We start from the raw sequence: 16,251 nt of genomic DNA, 5'->3' as shown, positions 1-16,251 counted from the left end.
TCATCAGACAAATTCCGAATTCGATCGCCGTTGCGCTCCGGCGGCGCGTGAAGACCGACACGTCGGACCATGGTCGTGACGACCGGTACCCGCCCCGGCGCGATTCGACACCGCCATGCACTACACACATGCGCCGCATGAGAACTAATCGATTGTTGGCACCGCCGACCGGCACCGACAATCCGCTTCATGCCCCGTCGTTTGCGGTACGGGCCGTTCACTCTCCCAACCGGCACATCACGACCCATGAGCCATCCAGCCCTCGTCTCCTGCATCGCCGACGCCCGCGCGGCTGCGGCAGCACCGTTCCATGCACGCCCGCGCACCTGTGGCGAAGCACTCGTCGACCTGCTCGAACGCCAGGGTGTCGAATGCGTGTTCGGCATTCCCGGCGTGCATACCGTCGAGCTCTATCGCGGCCTCGCAGCGTCGTCGATCCGTCATGTGACGCCGCGCCACGAACAAGGCGCGGGCTTCATGGCCGACGGCTATGCCCGCGTCACCGGTCGGCCGGGCGTCTGTTTCATCATCACCGGGCCGGGCATGACCAACATCGCGACCGCGATGGCGCAGGCCTACGCGGACTCGATCCCGATGCTGGTGATTTCGAGCGTCAACGCGCGGCGTGAGCTCGGCAGCGGCGACGGGCACCTGCACGAGCTGCCGTCGCAGCGCGACGTGTTCGCGGGGCTGACCGCGTTCTCGCACACGCTGCTCGATGCGGCCGACCTGCCGCAGGTGCTCGCGCGCGCATTCGCGGTCTTCGAAAGCGCACGGCCGCGGCCCGTGCATATCGAGATCCCGCTCGACGTGATCGTGATGCCGGCGCCCGCGCTGCCCGCCGCGCCGCTTGCGCTGCCCGCGCGCCCCGCGCCGGATGCGCATGCGATCGCGGCGGCGGCCGAACTGCTCGCGCAGGCTCGCCGGCCGCTGATACTGGCCGGCGGCGGCACGATCCATGCCGCGGCTGAACTGCGCGAGCTCGCCGAGCGCCTGCGCGCACCCGTCGCGCTGACGATCAACGCCAAGGGCCTGCTGCCGGCCGGCCACCCGCTGCTGCTCGGCTCTACGCAGTCGCTGCCGGCCACCCGCGCGGCGATCCGCGATGCCGACGTCGTGCTCGCCGTCGGCACCGAACTCGGCGAAACCGATTACGACGTCACGTTCGACGGCGGCTTCACGATCGACGGCCGCCTGATCCGCATCGACATCGACGCGCAACAGCTGATGCGCAATGCCCGCGCGGAGATCGCGATCGCCGGCGATTCGCGGCTGGCGCTCGGCGCGCTGTCGACCCGCCTGCACGAAAGGCCGGTGCCGACACCCGAGCCCGGCTGGGGCGCGGTGCGGGTAGCCGCCGTGCGCGACACGGTCGCGTCCGGCCACGACGACGCCGCACGTGCGCAGGCCCAGCTGATCGACACCATCGTCGCAACGCTGCCCGGCGCGATCATCGCCGGCGATTCGACGAGTCCGGTCTATGTCGGCAATTTCACCCACGATGCGCCGGCTCCGCGCAGCTGGTTCAACTCGTCGACCGGCTACGGCACGCTCGGCTACGGGCTGCCCGCTGCGATCGGCGCGAAGCTCGCCGCGCCTGCGCGGCCGGTCGTGTGCCTGATCGGCGACGGCGGCCTGCAGTTCACGCTGCCGGAGCTCGCGAGCGCGGTCGAGGCCCGTGTGCCGGTAATCGTGATCGTCTGGAACAACCGCGGCTACGGCGAGATCCGCAAATACATGGTCGAGCGCGATATCACGCCGGTCGGCGTCGATCCGTACACGCCCGATTTCCAGGCACTCGCGCGCGGCTTCGGCTGTGCGGCGCAGGCGGCCGCGACACCCGACGCCCTTGCCGAAGCGCTGCGCGACGCGGCAGCACGCGCGATTCCGACCGTGATCGAAATCGACGAGACGACCTGGTTCGATCAGGTGCAGCGATGAGCACGACACCGGAACACGCGTTCGATCCGCCGCTGCACACGCGCCACTTCATCGACGGTACGTGGCGCACGAGCGTCAGCGGCGCGACGCTGCCCGTCATCGATCCGTCGACCGAAGCGTTGCTCGCCGCCGTCAGCGCAGGCGGCGACGCGGATGTCGACCTTGCCGTGCAAGCGGCATCGCGCGCGTTTGCCGGCTGGAAGCGCACGACGGGCGCCACGCGCGCGGCCCTGCTGCGTGCGATCGCGCGCGGCGTCGACGCACGCCGCGTCCGGCTCGCGACACTGCAGTCGCTCAACAATGGCAAGCCGTTCGCCGAAGCCGAGATCGACGTCGCGGACGTGATCGCCACCTTCGACTACTACGCGAGCCTTGCGGACGCGCTCGACAGCGGCTGCGAAACCGAGGTCGCGCTACCCACCGGCGACCAGCGCGCATGGATCCGGCGCGAGCCGGCCGGTGTCGCGGCGCTGATCGTGCCGTGGAACTTCCCGATGGTCACGACCGCGTGGAAGCTCGCGCCCGCGCTCGCAGCCGGTTGCACCGTCGTGCTGAAGCCGTCCGAAATCACGCCGCTGCCCGAGCTGGAACTCGCCGCGATCATCGCCGAAGCCGGCCTGCCGCCCGGTGTGCTGAACGTCGTGACCGGCATCGGCCACGACGTCGGCGCCCCGCTGTGCGCCCATCCGCTCGTCGCGAAGGTGTCGTTTACCGGCAGCACGGCAGTCGGCGCACAAGTCATGAAGACGGCCGCGGACACGATCAAGGGCGTCGGCCTCGAACTCGGCGGCAAGTCGTCGATCGTCGTATTCGACGATGCCGACCTCGATCACGCGGTCGAACTGATCGCAGCTGGCGGCCTGTTCAACGCGGGGCAGATGTGTTCGGCGACCTCGCGCGTGCTCGTCGCCGCCCCGCTCGCCGATGAACTGATCGCGCGTCTCGCGCGGCGGATCGACGCCACCGTCGTCGGCCCGCCGTTCGCGCCGGGCGTACAGATGGGTCCGCTGACGAACCGCGCGCAATACGAGCGCGTGAAGCGCCATATCGCACAGGGCCTGGCTGACGGCGCGCGGCTCGTGACGGGCGGCGATACCGTGGGCGGCCCCGGCTACTTCATCCGGCCCGCGTTGTTCGCCGACGTGCCGGCCGACTGCGCACTATGGCGCGACAAAATCTTCGGACCGGTGCTGTGCGTGCGCGCGTTCGACACCGAGGACGACGCGATCGCGGCCGCGAACGATACCGAATACGGGCTCGTCGCAACCGTCGTCACGCAGGACACTGCCCGCGGCAAACGGGTCGCCGAGGCGCTCGAGGCGGGCGTCGTCTGGATCAACACGCCGCAACTGATCTATCCGCAAACCTCATGGGGCGGCTACAAGCGCAGCAGCATCGGGCGCGAGCTCGGCCCGTTCGGACTGGCCGCATTCCAGGAAATCAAGCAGGTCATGCAGCCGGCCCGCTGACGCCGCCGGCCCATGCGTTTATGTCATGCCGCGCATGCGGATATTTCGTTTGTTGCGGAAATTTGACGTCCATACAGTTCATCCACACCCCGCGCCACAGTTCGGCGCCCGGTAGCGAACCACACGGCATCGTTCATCAGGAGACGGCCATGCAACACTTCAAGGCGGGAAGAAGGCAGGTGATCAAGACCCTCGGCTCGGCACTCGCTGCATCCGCCCTTCCGATGCCGTTCATCAGTACTGCGAAGGCACAGTCCAGCAGTTTCTCCGGCAAGACGCTGCGCCTGCTCACGTGGTCCGACGATACCGGCGCGGCCGCACTGCGCAACATCGCGGAAACGTTCAGCAAGCAGACGGGCGCGCACGTGATCGCCGACCGCGCGGACGGCACGTCGGGGATGGTCGCGAAGGTCAAGGCCGCGGGCGAGCGGCCGACCTACGACGTGATCACGCTGGCCGGCGTCGGCGCGGCCGGTCTCGCCGATGCGGGCCTGCTCGCGAAGCCGGATCTGAACCGCCTGCCGAACCTGAAGGACGTCGCGCCGCAATACCGCACGGGCGCGAACGGGTTCGGCATCGGTTACCTGCTGTGGTCGGACGGGTTGATCTACAACACGGCCACCGTGAAGAGCGCGCCGTCGAGCTACGACGCACTGTGGGATCCGAAGTATGCGGGTCGACTGTTCCTGCCGCCGCCGGAATGGGCCGAAGCGGTCGACCTCGCGATCATCGCCGCCAAGCTGGCCGGCGGTTCGCAGCAGAACATCGATCCCGGCTTCCGGAAGCTCGCGCAGCTCAAGGATCGCGTGATGACCCTCGGCGAAAACCCGAACCAGGTCGCCGACCTGTTCCGCACCGGCTCGCTCGACATCGGCGGCATCTATTCCCCGGCGTTCTTTCCGGACCAGATCCGCAAGCCCGACTACAAGATGGGCGTGACGTACGGGATGAAGGAAGGCTTCGCGACGCAGCTGATGTTCACGGTGATCCCGAAGGCGCACCCGGCCGATCTCGATCTGATCCATGCGTTCATCAACCATTCGCTCGACGCGGGCGTGCAGGGCCGGATGGCGGCCGACGTGCTGAACGGCCCCGTGAACGCGAAGGCCGTGATTCCGGCGGAAAGCCGCGCGTTCGTGCCTTCGCCGCAGCAGATCGCGGAGAAGGCGGTGCTGCACGACGACAAGGCACTCGCGGCCGTCCAGCCCGCGTGGATCAAGCGCTATACGGGCATCTTCTCGGCATAACGACATGGCCTCCCTGTCCTCCTCCCGCGACGCGGTGCCGGCCGCCGCTGCATCGGCCGGTGCCGACACCGGCGCCGGCGCTGCGCCGCCGCGCGTACCGCCGTGGCTGCTGCTCGCGCCGATCCTCGCGTTCCTCGCGGTGCTCGCCGCCGCGACGCTCACGGTGGCGCGGATGAGCGTCGGCGTATCCGGCGACGAATGGCGGACCTTCACGCTGCAGAACTACGTCGACCTCGCGGACCCGTACTTCACGAAGTCGCTGTGGCTCACGCTGCGCCTCGCGTTCCAGAGCATGGTGTGCGCGGTGCTGCTCGCGATTCCCGTGGCGCTCGCGATGGCGCGCACCGAATCGCGGCTCGCGCGCCGGCTGATGCTTGCCGGCGTGCTGCTGCCGCTGCTCGTGAATCTGCTGCTGCAAGGCTATGGCTGGCTCGTGATGCTCGGCCCGGCCGGGATGCTCAACCGCGCGCTGCTGGGCACCGGCGCAATCGAGCGGCCGCTGCAGCTGCTGTATCGCGAACACGGCGTGCTGCTGGGGCTGATCCAGACCGCGTTCCCGCTTGCGGTGCTGCCGCTGTCGAGCGCGCTGCGCGCGGTCTCCCACACATACGACGAAGCCGCCGCGACGCTCGGCGCGAGCCGCTGGCAGACGCTGCGGCATGTGACGCTGCCGCTTGCGATGCCCGGCCTCGTCTCCGGCGCGCTGCTCGTGTTCGCGTACAACGCCAGCGCATTCGCCGTGCCGCTGCTGCTCGGCGGCCGCCGCGTGCCGATGCTCGCGGTGCTCGTGCACGACCAGGTCGCACCGTTGCTCAACTGGCCCGCGGCGTCGGCATCGGGCATCGTGCTGATGGGCGCGACGCTCGTCGTGATGGCGGTTTCCCAGCGCCTCGTGCGCACCCTGCAACGGGCCGGCGAGGTGAACCGATGAATGCCCTGCTGCCGCGCGCGCCGCTGCCCGGCCGCCTCGGACGCACGACCGGCGCGCTCGCGACGCTCGTGCTGTTCGCCGCCGCGCTCCCCATCCTGACGATGATCACGATGTCGTTCGGCGCATCGGGCACGCTCGAATTCCCGCCGCGCGATTTCAGCCTGCACTGGTATCGCGCCGCGTGGCAGACGTTCGTCTCGTCCGACGCGGGCAGTCCGCAGTCGATGGGCGCGGCGTTGACGACGAGCCTCGTCGTGGCGGTCGCGACGATGCTGATCGCGACCGCCGTGTCGGTACCCGCGGCCTACGCGCTGTCGCGCTGCCGCTTCCGCGGCAAGGCGCTCGTCGAACAGCTCGTCGCGTTGCCGATCGTCTATCCGCTCGTGATGCTCGGCCTCGCACTGCTGATCGTGTTCAACGCGCTGCCGGTCGAGCTCGGCATCGTGCGGCTCGTCGTCGCGCACGTGATCCTGACGCTGCCGTTCACGGTGAAGAACTGCGCGGCCTCGGTCGCATCGATCGGCCCGGACTTCGAGGAAGCCGCGTGCGTGATGGGCGCGAGCCCGCGCCGCGCGCTCGTCGACGTCGTGCTGCCGCTGATGCGGCCCGGCATTCTCGCCGGGATGCTGTTCGCGTTCATCGTGTCGTTCAACGAATTCACGGTGACGTTCTTCCTGTACAGCATCGACACGATGACGCTGCCGGTCTGGCTCTACAGCCGCACCGTGTCGTCGCTCGACCCGACCGTGTTCTGCTTCGCCGTGTTCACGGTCGCGATCGACTTCGCGCTGATCTGGATGCTCGAAAAACTCGTTGGCGACAAGGGCGTCGCGCTCTGATGCGCACGGCCGCGCCCTCGCCCGTGCAAGGAACCCTCATGACCCAGCTCATCCTCCAGGACGTGACGAAGCGCTTCCAGCAAGCGTATGCGGTCGATCATGTCGACCTGTCGGTGCCGGACGGCAAGCTCGTGTGCTTTCTCGGTCCGTCCGGCTGCGGCAAGACCACGCTGATGCGGATCATCGCCGGCCTCGAAACGCCGACGTCCGGCACCGTGACGTTCGCCGGCCGCGACCTTACGCACGTGCCGGCCAACCGGCGCGACTTCGGCATGGTGTTCCAGTCGCTCGCGCTGTTTCCGCACATGACCGTCGCGCAGAACGTCGCATACCCGCTGCGGCTGCGCAAGACGGCCCGGGCCGCGCAAACGCAGCGCGTCGCGGAGCTGCTGGAGCTGATCCAGCTTCCGCACATGGCCGACCGGCTCGTCACGCAGCTGTCGGGCGGGCAACGCCAGCGCGTCGCGATCGCACGCGCGATCGCGTCGTCTCCGCGCCTCTTGCTGCTCGACGAGCCGCTGTCGGCACTGGACGCGAAGCTGCGCGAAGCGATGCAGATCGAGATCCGGCTGCTGCAGCAACGGCTCGGCATCACGACGATCATGGTCACGCACGACCAGCGCGAAGCGATGACGATGGCCGACGAGATCGTCGTGATGGAGCAGGGCCGGATCCAGCAGGTCGGCCGGCCGCTCGACATCTATCGCGATCCCGTCAACGAATTCGTCGCCGACTTCATCGGCCTCGGCAACATCCTGCCCGCCGTGCGCGACGGCGACGACGCGATCGTCCTGCCGGGCGGCCAGCGTCTCGCGATCCGGCGCGCCGATGCGGCCGGCACGCCCGACGCCGTGCGCCTGCTGATTCGTCCCGAGGACGTCTGCGTGCGCCCGGGCCCGCCGGCGGCGGTGCCGAACACGCTCGCCGGCACGATCACGTTCGTCCGCGACGTCGGCGCATCGATCGAAGCGACGATCGACTGCCGCGGCTTCACGCTGACGGCCGCGACGACGCCGCGCGAGACGCCCGATCTCCACGTCGGCATGCCGGTGCTCGCGGAATTGCCGCCCCATGCATGCAAGCTCATCGCCGCCCGCGGCGCCTGATCTCCGCTCCCTTTTCTCCAGCGCAACAACGAGGACCTCGCCATGAACGCCACGATTCACGCAACCCGCCGCATGCAACGCCTGCTCGCCCGTACCGTCCTGCTCTGCGCCGGCGCGGCCGCCCTTGCCGGCTTCGCGCCGCTCGCGCACGCCGACGCGCTCGACACGATCGCGAAATCGGGCGTCGTGCGCATCGGCGTGTTCGAGGACTATCCGCCGTTCGGGTCGATCGGGCCCGACATGAAGCCGCAAGGCTACGACATCGACATGGCGAACCTGATCGGCCGCGCGCTCAATGCGAAGGTCGAGCTCGTACAGGTCACCGGCGACAACCGGATGGCGTATCTCGCCGACCGCAAGACCGACATGCTGCTGTCGGTCGGTCAGACGCCGGAACGCGCGAAGGTGATCGACTTCTCGAACGCGTATGCGCCTTACTACCTCGCGGTGTTCGGCCCGAAATCGCTGGCCGTGAAGGGCAATGCCGATCTCGCCGGCAAATCCGTCGCGGTCGCGCGCGGCACGCTCGAGGACTTGAGCGTCAGCAAGGTCGCGCCGCCGAGCGCGACGATCAAGCGCTTCGACGATCCGAACGGCGCGATCGCGGCGTTCCTGTCGGGACAGGCGCAACTGCTGGTGGTCGGCAACGACGTCGGCGCTACGATCATCGCGCGGCATCCGTCGATCGATCCCGAGCAGAAGTTCTCGCTGTTCAGCTCGCCCGATCACGTCGGCCTGAACAAGAACGAGCCGCGCCTGATGCAGAAGGTCAACGACGCGATCGCCGGCGCGAAGAAGAACGGCACGTTGAACACGTTGTCGCAGAAGTGGCTGCACGCAGCGCTGCCGGCCGATCTGTGATGCGCATCGCCCCTGCCCCGCACCCACGACGAAAGGCATCGCGATGACCTACGTGTTCGACTTCAGCGATTTCGGTCTGTACGCCGGCATGCTCGCGCGCGGCATCGGCGTGACGCTCGCCCTCACCGCCGCCGCGACCGTGCTCGGCGGCCTGATCGGCACCGCCGGCGCGTGGACCGCCCTCGCGGGCCCGCGCTGGGCGCGCGCGCTCGTCGCGTCCTACGTCGAGCTGATCCGCAATACACCGTTCCTCGTCCAGCTGTTCTTCATCTTCTTCGGGCTGCCGGGTATCGGCGTACACATCGACGAGGCGCAGGCGGCCGTGCTCGCGATGACGGTCAATCTGGGCGCCTATGCGGTCGAGATCCTGCGCGCCGGCATCGAATCGGTGCCGCACGGCCAAGTGCAGGCCGCACGGGCACTCGGGCTGCACGGCCGGCAGGTGTTCGGTCACGTCGTGCTGCCGCAGGCACTCGCGAACGTGTACCCGGCGCTGCTGGGGCAGGTGCTGATCGTGATGCTGGGTTCGGCGGTCGTGTCGCAGATCTCGGTGCCCGACCTCACCTACGCGGCGAACTTCATCCAGTCGCGCAATTTCCGTGCGTTCGAGATCTACATCGTCGTGACCGCGATCTATCTGTTGCTGTCGATCGCACTGCGCATGCTGCTCAATCGCATCGGCCGGCGCCTGTTCCGGGGCCGCGCGCCGCACCGCGCGGCAACCGCGCCGCGACGTATCCGCGCCGCCCGCTTCGCGTGGCGCGCGCGTTCCCCCGAGACCCGCCTGCCGACGGAGCATGCACGATGATCGAGTTCACCTTCCAGGACATTGCATGGAACCTGCTGCTCGCCGCACGCTGGACCGTGCTGCTGTCGCTGATCACGTTCGCCGGCGGCGGCGTCGCCGGTTTCGCGCTGCTCATGCTGCGCATCTCGCCCGTACCGGCGCTGCGCCGCTTCGTGATCCTGTACGTCGAACTGTTCCAGGGCACCCCGTTGCTGATGCAACTGTTTCTCGGCTTCTTCGGATTGCCGCTCGTCGGCATCGACGTGACGCCGTGGGTCGCCGCATCGGTCGTGCTGACGCTGAACGCGAGCGCGTATCTGGCGGACATCTGGCGCGGCTGCGTCGACGCGGTTCCGCACGGCCAGTGGCACGCCGCGGCCAGTCTCGGCATGACGTGGACTCAGCGGCTGCGCTACGTGGTGTGGCCGCAGGCGTGGAAGATCGGGCTGCCGCCGACCGTCGGCTTCCTCGTCCAGGCGGTGAAAAGCACCGCGCTCACGTCGATCATCGGGCTGACCGAACTGACCAAGACCGGCAACATCATCACCAACGCGGTATTCAAGCCGTTTCCGATCTACGCGATGGTCGCGTTGCTCTACTTCGCGATGTGCTTCCCGCTGACGTGGTATGCCCGCTCGCTGGAACGTCGCTACCGCGTCGCGAAGGCGCGCTGAATCGGCGCCGCGCGCCCCTCATTCCGATGCAGGTACTTTCATGATTTCCATCAGCAACGTTTCGAAGTGGTACGGCCAGTTTCAGGTCCTCACCGATTGCACGACCGAGGTCAGGAAAGGCGAGGTGGTCGTCGTGTGCGGTCCGTCGGGCTCGGGCAAGTCGACGCTGATCAAGACCGTGAACGGCCTCGAGCCGTTCCAGCAGGGCGAGATCCTCGTGAACGGCCAGTCGGTCGGCGACCGGAAGACGAACCTGTCGAAGCTGCGCTCGAAGGTCGGGATGGTGTTCCAGCATTTCGAGCTGTTCCCGCACCTGTCGATCACCGAGAACCTGACGCTCGCGCAGATCAAGGTGCTCGGCCGCGGCAAGGACGAAGCGGCCGACAAGGGCATGAAGCTGCTCGATCGCGTCGGCCTGAAGGCGCATGCGCACAAGTTCCCGGGCCAGCTGTCGGGCGGCCAGCAGCAGCGCGTCGCGATCGCGCGTGCACTGTCGATGGACCCGATCGCGATGCTGTTCGACGAACCGACGTCCGCGCTCGATCCGGAGATGATCAACGAAGTGCTCGACGTGATGGTCGAACTCGCACAGGAAGGGATGACGATGATGGTCGTCACGCACGAAATGGGCTTCGCGAAGAAAGTCGCCCATCGCGTGATCTTCATGGACAAGGGCGCGATCGTCGAGGACGACCGCAAGGAAGCGTTCTTCGCGAATCCGAAGTCGGATCGCGCGAAGGACTTCCTCGCGAAAATCCTGCACTGAGCGATATTGCGCCGCCGTCCGCTGCATACCGATGCTTCCGATGAAACGACTTCCTTCCCTCAATGCGCTGCAGGTCTTCGATGTCGTCGCGCGCCACGGCAGCTTCACGCGCGCCGCCGGGCACCTGTGCCTGACGCAGGGCGCCGTGAGCCGGCAAATCCTCGCGCTCGAAAGCTTTTATCAGTTTCCGCTGTTCAAGCGCACGCCCAAAGGGCTGACGCTGACGGCCGAGGGCGAGCTCCTGTTGCCGACCGTGCGCGAAAGCTTCGCCCGCATCGAGGAGGTGTCGATGCGCCTGTCACGCAGGCGCACCGAGCTTGCGCTGAAGGTGCCGACCTGCATGATGCAATGGATGCTGCCGCGAATCATGCGTTTCCAGGTCGAGCATCCCGAGCTGCAGGTGCAGATCACGACCACGTGGGATCATCACGTCGATTTCCGCGTCGAACCGTTCGATGCCGCGGTGATCTATGCCGACGGCGCCGGCCCCGACATGCACGCGATCCCGTTGTTCGAAGAGCGGCTCACCCCGGTCTGCGCGCCGGGCCTGCTCGAGCGCCAGCCGCTCGCGAGTGTCGACGAACTGGTCGGCCATACGCTGCTGCATCCGACCCGCGATCATCAGGACTGGAAACGCTGGCTCGACCATGCGGGCGCGGCGCACGTCGACTCGACTCGCGGGTTGAGCTTCGAAACGCTGGACCTCGCGACCCGCGCGGCGATCGACGGATACGGCATCGCGATCGGCGACAGGACGCTGGTGGACGAAAGCGTGGCGGCACACCGGCTCGTGATGCCGTTCGACCTGTCGTTGCCGACGGGAATGGGTTACTACTTCGTCTATCCGGGCGGGATCGAACAGCCGCACAAGATCCGGCTGTTCGGCGACTGGATCGCGGACAAACGCAGGTGGGATTGCATCACGCCGCCAGCCACGCCGGCTCGGCCGTCGGAACGACCGGATTGACCCGTGTCATGCAATCCAGATCGAGCGCGCGAATCTGCTCGGTCATGAAGTCGATGAAGATCCGCGTCCGCGCCGGCAGGTGCTGCCGGCTCAGATAGCAGATGTAGTGGCCGCGGTCTTCCGGCGCATGCTGCGCCAGCGCGACGACGAGCGCGTTCGACGCAAGATGGTCGCGGATCTGGTACGCCGCCATCTGCGCGATGCCCGCTCCGTTCAACACCGCACGCAATACCAGATCCGGGTCGTTGAACGTGAGCCGCGACGGCGGCAGCACCTTCTGCACGCGCCCGTCGACGTTGAACTCCCATTCGAATATCCGGCCGTTCGCAAAACGGAAATTGACGCATGCGTGCCGGTCGAGATCGTCGACGCTTTGCGGCAGACCGTGCGCCGCCACATACGACGGCGCCGCGCAGAGTGCCATCTGCATCGGAATCAAGCGCCGCGCGACGATGCTCGAGTCGTCGATCCGTCCATTGCGGAACGACACGTCGATCCGCTCCGACACGAGATCGACCGGCCGGTCGTCGAGCAGCAGATCGATCTCGATGCCCGGGTACGCATCGGCAAACTTTTCCAGCAGCGGCGCGACGATCTTGCGGCCGAATCCCATGGCCGAGCTGATGCGGATGAGGCCGCGCGGCGGGCCCTGCCGCAGCTCCAGCATGTCGTTCATCGCTTCGACGATCCGCGCGACGCCCTGATGGCAGTTCTCGAAGAAGCGCCGTCCCTCGCACGTGAGTTCGGTCGTGCGCGTGGTCCGCTGGAACAGCCGCGTACTCAGCTGCGCCTCCAGCTTCTGCACGTTGCGGCTCACCGCCGGCCGCCCGACGCCGAGCCGCTCGGCGGCCTTCGTGAAGCTTCCCTCGGTCGCGACCGCAACGAACGCGAGGATGCCTGCGTAGCTCGCACCGAAGCTCGCTGACAACGCATCGGCGCGACCAGCCAGGTCGCGACGCATGCCGTACTCCGATGGTTCCGCATGATCCATTTCCGCTGCCCCCAACGCATGTCGATCGTCACGCATCACGCTTGCCCGCACGCGGCGCGCACGCGCGAACCGCAGCGCGTGCGCGCCCGCTTCAGCTTCGCGCGAGCCACTGGTCCAGACCGATGCGGCCGAGCCGGGCCGCGCCGAGCGGCACCAGCGACGTTTCCTCGACCCGGCCGCCGTAGTAGCGGGCATCGCGATCGGTGACGACCGGCCGCGTATCGCCGACCGACTTCAGATAACGCGCGACGATCTCCGCGAACGGCGCGCGGTCCGGACCCGCGATCTCGACCGTGCCGTTCTGCGGCCCGGCGAGCGCAACCTGCGCGACGAGCGCCGACACGTCTTCCGCGGCGATCGGCTGAAACAGGCCGTCGCCGATGCGCACGGTGCCGTCGGCCGTGCCGGCATCCGCGATGCCGCCGATGAATTCCATGAATTGCGTCGCGCGCACGATCGTGTACGGCACGCCCCCCGCTTCGATCGCCTGCTCCTGCGCGACCTTGGCGAGGAAATAGCCGTTCTCGGGCATCCGGTCGCAACCGACGATGGACAGTGCAACGTGATGGCGCACGCCTGCGGCAACCTCGGCCTTGCCGAGATTGCGGGCCGACGTGCGGAAGAAGTCGAGGACCGCCTGCGGCTCCCACGACGGCGCATTCGCCAGGTCCACGACGACGTCCGCGTCCGTCAATGCGTCGGTCAGCCCTTCGCCCGTGATGGTGTTGACGCCCGTGCGCGGCGATGCGGCGACTGCCTGATGGCCGGCTTCGCCGAGCAGCGTGACGACCCGCGAGCCGATCAGGCCCGAACCGCCGATGACAACGATCTTCATCGCAAAATCTCCTGACGAATGAACTGCATTGGAATGCGAAGGTACGTGGCGGGCGCCGGAACCGATCGAGGCGGTCACGACCGTCGCATCACGTGGCGCAATTGTGGAAGAATCATGTCCTATCCATAAGTGCCAAGAATCGTCGATCGGACTGGTCCATGCCGCATCGGTATCCGTCGCTGTTCGCGTTCTCCGGGAGACCGTGATGTCCGTGCCCACGCCGCCGCTCACCATCGAAATCGACCGCCAGCATCAGTTGCCGGTCTACCTGCAGATCTGCGAGCGGTTCAGGGCCGCGATCGCCGCCGGCCACCTGCGTCCGGGCGATCGCGTGCCCGCGCTGCGCGGCCTGGCCAAGCAACTGAACACCGCGCGCGGCACCGTCGAACAGGCTTACACGATCCTCGTCGACGAGGGCTATCTGCAGATGCGCGGCGCGGCCGGCACGTTCGTGTCGCCGTCGCTGCCGCTGTCGATGACACGGCCGTCGCCGGCCCGCCCGGAAACCGGCGACTCGAATCGCGCGCCGGGCATCACGGCCGACACCCCGCCGCCGCCCCGCCCGCAACCGATCGCCGTCGCGATGAGCGGCGAGCCGCGCCCGCTGCAGCCCGGTCTCCCCGCGCTCGACGCGTTTCCGCGCAAGGTCTGGCACCGGCTCGTGTCGGCGCGCGCACGCAGCAGCGAACGCGCACTGCTCGGCTATCCGAACCCGGCCGGTTACCGGCCGCTGCGCGAACACATCGCGACGTACCTGACGCTGTCGCGCGGCGTGACGTGTGTGCCCGAGCAGGTGTTCGTCACCGGCGGCTACCGCGCGACGCTCGAACTCGTGCTGCGCAGCCTCGCGCGTGCGAACGACCGCGTGTGGTTCGAGGATCCCGGTTACCTGCTCGCGCGCGGCTTCCTGTCCGAGACCGGCGTGCAGCTCGTGCCGGTGCCGGTGGACGCCGAAGGGATCGACGTCGAGCGCGGGATGCAGCTGGACGCGCACGCGCGCTTCGCGCTGGTCACGCCGTCGCATCAGAGCCCGCTCGGGCATACGTTGTCGCTGTCGCGCCGCATCGCGCTGCTCGGCTGGGCCGAAAAGACGTCGGGATGGATCGTCGAGGACGACTACGACAGCGAGTTCCGCTATCTGGGCCGGCCGCTGCCGGCGTTGAAGAGTCTCGACCGGCGCGATCGCGTGATCTATTGCAGCACCTTCAGCAAGGCGATGTATCCGGGTTTGCGGCTCGCGTACGCGGTCGTGCCGAAGCGCGCGGTGGAACGCGTCGAACGTGTCGCATGCAGCATGAACGCCGGTTCGCCGACGCTGCTGCAGGCCGCGCTCGCCGATTTCATCGAACAGGGCCACTTTGCGCGGCACCTGAAGCGCATGCGCGCGCTGTACGGCGAGCGCCGCACGCTGATCGTCCACGCATTGCGGCACGCGTTCGGCGCGCGGCTGATCGTCGAATCGCCGGTCGGCGGCATCCAGTTCGCGGTGCGGTTCACCGACGGGCCTGACGGGCCGGTCGACGACGTCGCCGTCGCCGCACGCGCGCGCGAGGCAGGGCTTGCGGTGCTGCCGCTGTCGATCTGGTACACGAACAGCCAGACGCAGCACACGCCGCGCGGCCTCGTCATCGGATTCGCGAACATCGCCGATGCAGATGACGCGCAGCGTCACGCACGCGCGCTGCGCGCGTGCCTTGACCACTGACGCGCGGTCCGTGCCCGCGATGCGGTCGTGCCCATGCACGTCGTGCGTGATTGGTGCCGAAGCGGCAACAGAGTGCGCACCTTCCCGGCTCTACTGACCCGCGCAACCCGCGATTACGATGGTTGCCACGCAGGCCGTGCGATGAATCGCCATGCGCACGGCCGGCAGTCTCGCTTCTATCGATCAGGAGAACGGCTCATGACGCAACGTATCAATTACTTCCAGCAATCGCCGGAGCTGACGAAGAAGCTCGTCGAACTCGACGGGCTGCTTCAGAAGACGACGATCGAGACGCCGGTTCGCGAGCTCGTCGAGATTCGCGCGTCGCAGCTCAACGGCTGCGCGTTCTGCGTCGACATGCACGTGAAGACGGCCAGGATGCACGGCGAGCGCGAGCTGCGCATGCATCACGTCGCAATCTGGCGCGAGTCGACGCTGTTCTCGCCGCGCGAACGCGCGGCGCTCGAATGGACCGAAGCACTGACGCAGCTGTCGCCGCATGGCGTGCCGGACGATCTGTACGAACGCGTGCGCGGCCACTATTCGGAGAAGGCGCTGTCGGATCTCACCTTCCTCGTCGGCGCGATCAACAGCTGGAACCGGCTGAATGTCGCGTTCCGTGCGGTGCCCGGTTCGTTCGACAGGATGTTCGGGCTCGACAAGGCCAACCTGGAGTAACGCCATGAAACGCATCGTGCTCGTGCTCGCGCCGCTTGCGCTTGCGCTGTCGCTGTTGATGCCCGTGCCGCCAGCCGGCGCCGCGCCGCAGGCCAGGGTCACGCAACTGACCACGGAACCGTTGCCCGAGTATCCGGGCAAGGAGGCCGAGATGATCGTCGTCGACTATCCGCCCGGCAGCGTCGATCCCGTGCATCGTCACGATGCGCATGCATTCGTGTACGTGCTCGACGGCAGCGTCGTGATGGGCCTGAACGGCGGCAAGGAGATCACGCTCCACGCCGGCGACACGTTCCACGAAGGTCCCGACGACGTGCACACGATCGGACGCAATGCGAGCAGCACGAAGCCGGCGAAATTCGTCGTGTTCCTGATCAAGAACAAGGGTGCGCCGGTGCTCACGCCGGTGAAATAGCGGGTCGCCATCGCCATCGCCATCGCCATCGCCGACGCG

The 16,251-nt window shown here is 67.8% G+C and carries 16 protein-coding genes; 14 read left to right on the top strand and 2 right to left on the bottom strand.

Going from position 1 to position 16,251, the window contains the following annotated elements; genetic code table 11:
• The first annotated feature begins 246 nt into the window (after positions 1–246).
• The 11 genes from Q3A80_RS24325 (at position 247) to Q3A80_RS24275 (ending at position 11,588) form a co-directional block, all read left to right on the top strand.
• On the top strand, positions 247–1,941 hold the full coding sequence (locus Q3A80_RS24325) for a 5-guanidino-2-oxopentanoate decarboxylase (RefSeq protein WP_446331416.1): 1,695 nt from the start codon (positions 247–249) through the stop codon (positions 1,939–1,941).
• The gene (locus Q3A80_RS24320; protein WP_446331415.1) at positions 1,938–3,410 is read left to right on the top strand and encodes an aldehyde dehydrogenase family protein; all 1,473 of its coding nucleotides are present in this window, start codon (positions 1,938–1,940) and stop codon (positions 3,408–3,410) included. Before Q3A80_RS24325 ends, Q3A80_RS24320 begins: the two co-directional genes overlap by 4 nt.
• A 149-nt stretch (positions 3,411–3,559) precedes the next feature.
• Complete coding sequence (locus tag Q3A80_RS24315; protein ID WP_446331414.1) at positions 3,560–4,657, top strand: ABC transporter substrate-binding protein; 1,098 nt, start codon at positions 3,560–3,562, stop codon at positions 4,655–4,657.
• Between the two features lie 4 nt (positions 4,658–4,661).
• Positions 4,662–5,588 (top strand): ABC transporter permease, encoded by a 927-nt coding sequence (locus Q3A80_RS24310; protein ID WP_446331413.1) that lies wholly within the window; start codon positions 4,662–4,664, stop codon positions 5,586–5,588.
• Positions 5,585–6,427, top strand: coding sequence for an ABC transporter permease (locus tag Q3A80_RS24305; RefSeq protein ID WP_446331412.1), 843 nt, complete (start codon positions 5,585–5,587; stop codon positions 6,425–6,427). Before Q3A80_RS24310 ends, Q3A80_RS24305 begins: the two co-directional genes overlap by 4 nt.
• 38 nt (positions 6,428–6,465) lie before the next feature.
• Positions 6,466–7,533: an ABC transporter ATP-binding protein gene (locus tag Q3A80_RS24300; RefSeq protein WP_446331411.1), complete on the top strand. Its 1,068-nt coding sequence runs from the start codon at positions 6,466–6,468 to the stop codon at positions 7,531–7,533.
• A gap of 42 nt (positions 7,534–7,575) precedes the next feature.
• Positions 7,576–8,394, top strand: a complete 819-nt coding sequence (locus Q3A80_RS24295) for a transporter substrate-binding domain-containing protein (RefSeq protein WP_446331410.1) — start codon at positions 7,576–7,578, stop codon at positions 8,392–8,394.
• 43 nt (positions 8,395–8,437) lie between these two features.
• A complete protein-coding gene (locus Q3A80_RS24290) occupies positions 8,438–9,202 on the top strand; it encodes an amino acid ABC transporter permease (RefSeq protein WP_446331409.1) in 765 nt (254 codons plus the stop codon).
• Complete coding sequence (locus tag Q3A80_RS24285; protein ID WP_446331408.1) at positions 9,199–9,855, top strand: amino acid ABC transporter permease; 657 nt, start codon at positions 9,199–9,201, stop codon at positions 9,853–9,855. The genes Q3A80_RS24290 and Q3A80_RS24285 overlap by 4 nt, the downstream gene beginning before the upstream one ends.
• A gap of 40 nt (positions 9,856–9,895) precedes the next feature.
• Positions 9,896–10,621 (top strand): amino acid ABC transporter ATP-binding protein, encoded by a 726-nt coding sequence (locus tag Q3A80_RS24280; protein ID WP_446331407.1) that lies wholly within the window; start codon positions 9,896–9,898, stop codon positions 10,619–10,621.
• A 40-nt stretch (positions 10,622–10,661) separates the two neighbouring features.
• A complete protein-coding gene (locus Q3A80_RS24275; RefSeq protein ID WP_446331406.1) occupies positions 10,662–11,588 on the top strand; it encodes a LysR substrate-binding domain-containing protein in 927 nt (308 codons plus the stop codon).
• On the opposite strand, the gene Q3A80_RS24270 is transcribed toward Q3A80_RS24275, so the two are convergent.
• Both Q3A80_RS24270 and Q3A80_RS24265 read right to left on the bottom strand, forming a co-directional pair.
• Entirely contained in the window at positions 11,542–12,579 is a 1,038-nt protein-coding gene (locus Q3A80_RS24270; RefSeq protein WP_446331405.1) for a LysR substrate-binding domain-containing protein, read from the bottom strand. The genes Q3A80_RS24275 and Q3A80_RS24270 overlap by 47 nt on opposite strands.
• 91 nt (positions 12,580–12,670) lie before the next feature.
• Positions 12,671–13,414, bottom strand: a complete 744-nt coding sequence (locus Q3A80_RS24265; RefSeq protein WP_446331404.1) for an SDR family oxidoreductase — start codon at positions 13,412–13,414, stop codon at positions 12,671–12,673.
• A gap of 205 nt (positions 13,415–13,619) precedes the next feature.
• On the opposite strand from Q3A80_RS24265, the gene pdxR reads away from it, so the two are divergent.
• The 3 genes from pdxR (at position 13,620) to Q3A80_RS24250 (ending at position 16,212) form a co-directional block, all read left to right on the top strand.
• Positions 13,620–15,119 carry a MocR-like pyridoxine biosynthesis transcription factor PdxR gene (pdxR, locus tag Q3A80_RS24260; protein WP_446331403.1) on the top strand — a complete coding sequence of 500 codons (1,500 nt, stop codon included), beginning with the start codon at positions 13,620–13,622 and terminating at the stop codon, positions 15,117–15,119.
• A 198-nt stretch (positions 15,120–15,317) separates the two neighbouring features.
• The gene (locus Q3A80_RS24255) at positions 15,318–15,797 is read left to right on the top strand and encodes a carboxymuconolactone decarboxylase family protein (protein ID WP_446331402.1); all 480 of its coding nucleotides are present in this window, start codon (positions 15,318–15,320) and stop codon (positions 15,795–15,797) included.
• A 4-nt stretch (positions 15,798–15,801) separates the two neighbouring features.
• A complete protein-coding gene (locus Q3A80_RS24250; protein WP_446331401.1) occupies positions 15,802–16,212 on the top strand; it encodes a cupin domain-containing protein in 411 nt (136 codons plus the stop codon).
• Positions 16,213–16,251: the final 39 nt, after the last annotated feature.

The sequence above is a fragment of the Burkholderia sp. SR8 genome (assembly GCF_052851275.1).
Note: the sequence above shows the minus strand (reverse complement) of the source record. Positions and strands in the feature narration are given on the sequence as shown.

Coding starts and splice junctions, on each gene's coding strand:
- Q3A80_RS24325 (WP_446331416.1), top strand. CDS start 247: ATGAGCCATCCAGCCCTCGTCTCCTGCATCGCCGACGCCCGCGCGGCT.
- Q3A80_RS24320 (WP_446331415.1), top strand. CDS start 1,938: ATGAGCACGACACCGGAACACGCGTTCGATCCGCCGCTGCACACGCGC.
- Q3A80_RS24315 (WP_446331414.1), top strand. CDS start 3,560: ATGCAACACTTCAAGGCGGGAAGAAGGCAGGTGATCAAGACCCTCGGC.
- Q3A80_RS24310 (WP_446331413.1), top strand. CDS start 4,662: ATGGCCTCCCTGTCCTCCTCCCGCGACGCGGTGCCGGCCGCCGCTGCA.
- Q3A80_RS24305 (WP_446331412.1), top strand. CDS start 5,585: ATGAATGCCCTGCTGCCGCGCGCGCCGCTGCCCGGCCGCCTCGGACGC.
- Q3A80_RS24300 (WP_446331411.1), top strand. CDS start 6,466: ATGACCCAGCTCATCCTCCAGGACGTGACGAAGCGCTTCCAGCAAGCG.
- Q3A80_RS24295 (WP_446331410.1), top strand. CDS start 7,576: ATGAACGCCACGATTCACGCAACCCGCCGCATGCAACGCCTGCTCGCC.
- Q3A80_RS24290 (WP_446331409.1), top strand. CDS start 8,438: ATGACCTACGTGTTCGACTTCAGCGATTTCGGTCTGTACGCCGGCATG.
- Q3A80_RS24285 (WP_446331408.1), top strand. CDS start 9,199: ATGATCGAGTTCACCTTCCAGGACATTGCATGGAACCTGCTGCTCGCC.
- Q3A80_RS24280 (WP_446331407.1), top strand. CDS start 9,896: ATGATTTCCATCAGCAACGTTTCGAAGTGGTACGGCCAGTTTCAGGTC.
- Q3A80_RS24275 (WP_446331406.1), top strand. CDS start 10,662: ATGAAACGACTTCCTTCCCTCAATGCGCTGCAGGTCTTCGATGTCGTC.
- Q3A80_RS24270 (WP_446331405.1), bottom strand. CDS start 12,579: ATGGATCATGCGGAACCATCGGAGTACGGCATGCGTCGCGACCTGGCT.
- Q3A80_RS24265 (WP_446331404.1), bottom strand. CDS start 13,414: ATGAAGATCGTTGTCATCGGCGGTTCGGGCCTGATCGGCTCGCGGGTC.
- pdxR (WP_446331403.1), top strand. CDS start 13,620: ATGTCCGTGCCCACGCCGCCGCTCACCATCGAAATCGACCGCCAGCAT.
- Q3A80_RS24255 (WP_446331402.1), top strand. CDS start 15,318: ATGACGCAACGTATCAATTACTTCCAGCAATCGCCGGAGCTGACGAAG.
- Q3A80_RS24250 (WP_446331401.1), top strand. CDS start 15,802: ATGAAACGCATCGTGCTCGTGCTCGCGCCGCTTGCGCTTGCGCTGTCG.